The sequence below is a fragment of the Rhizobium sp. P1_E1 genome (assembly GCF_056406015.1).
Window position 1 is genome coordinate 1 of the sequence record NZ_JBFUAY010000528.1, and the last position, 1078, is coordinate 1078.

At 57.5% G+C, this 1078-nt stretch carries 1 protein-coding gene and 1 pseudogene; one reads left to right on the top strand and one right to left on the bottom strand.

The annotated features are described in order from the left end of the window. The coding region (gene speB, locus AC1D1Z_RS37705) for an agmatinase (protein ID WP_477853945.1) at window positions 1–901 on the top strand (901 nt) is incomplete at its 5' end. Window positions 902–980: 79 nt separating this feature from the next. On the opposite strand, the pseudogene AC1D1Z_RS37710 reads toward speB, so the two are convergent. Further along, window positions 981–1078 (bottom strand): annotated as a pseudogene (locus tag AC1D1Z_RS37710) (cysteine hydrolase); the annotation flags it as partial.

Below are 1078 nucleotides of genomic sequence, written 5' to 3' on the forward strand. Positions count from 1 at the left end.
CCTCAGCGCACCCTACATGCAGGTCGCAGCCGAGGATCCGGATTTCGGCAATCTCCAGGTTGCGATTACCGGTATCCCCATGGATCTTGGCGTCACCAATCGCCCAGGCTCGCGTTTCGGGCCGAGAGCACTTCGCGCCATTGAAAGGATCGGCCCTTATAATCACGTTCTTGCCACGGCGCCGGTCTTCGATCTTCGGGTCGCCGATATCGGCGACATATCGTTCCAAAGCCGTTACCGGCTGGAACTCAGCCATGACGACATCGAAAAGCGCATCGGCCAGATCGTCGATGCCGGCGTTGCCCCGCTTTCCGTTGGAGGCGATCATTCCATCAGCCACCCGATTTTGAAGGCCATCGGTCGGCAGCAACCGGTCGGCCTCATTCATATTGATGCCCATTGCGATACAAGCGGCGCTTTCGATCAGACGAAGTTTCATCACGGCGGGCCGTTCCGCAATGCGGTGCTGGACGGCGTGCTCGATCCGACACGGACAATCCAGATTGGCATCCGTGGTTCGGCGGAATATTTGTGGGAATTCTCCTATGCGTCGGGAATGACCGTCATTCACGCAGAGGACATCAGCGGAATGGGGATTGCGGCCGTGGTTGCCAAGGCAAAATCCATCGTCGGCGACGGCCCGACCTATCTTTCCTTCGACGTCGACAGCCTCGATCCGAGCTTTGCGCCCGGCACGGGCACGCCCGAGGTCGGTGGATTGACCACGCGTGAAGTCCTTGAACTGATACGCGGGCTGAAAGGGATAAACCTGGTGGGTGGTGACGTCGTCGAAGTTGCCCCGCAATATGACGCAACGACCAACACAGCGCACGCTGCAGCACAGGTGCTCTTTGAAATCCTGAGCCTCATGGTGTTTAGTCCGTCGATCGACAAACGCTAAGGCCGACCTCTCGGTCATCTCCATGTCATTCGTGGCGATGAGCAGTATTGCTGTGGAGGCTGTATCGTCACACCAGGCTCTAGCCAAACTCGCTCAAAAATTCTTCGGTCTTCATGAGCTCGAGCTGCACGGAAAACCGATCATGCAGAAGTTCCAGTGACGCGTCATGCGTATCGT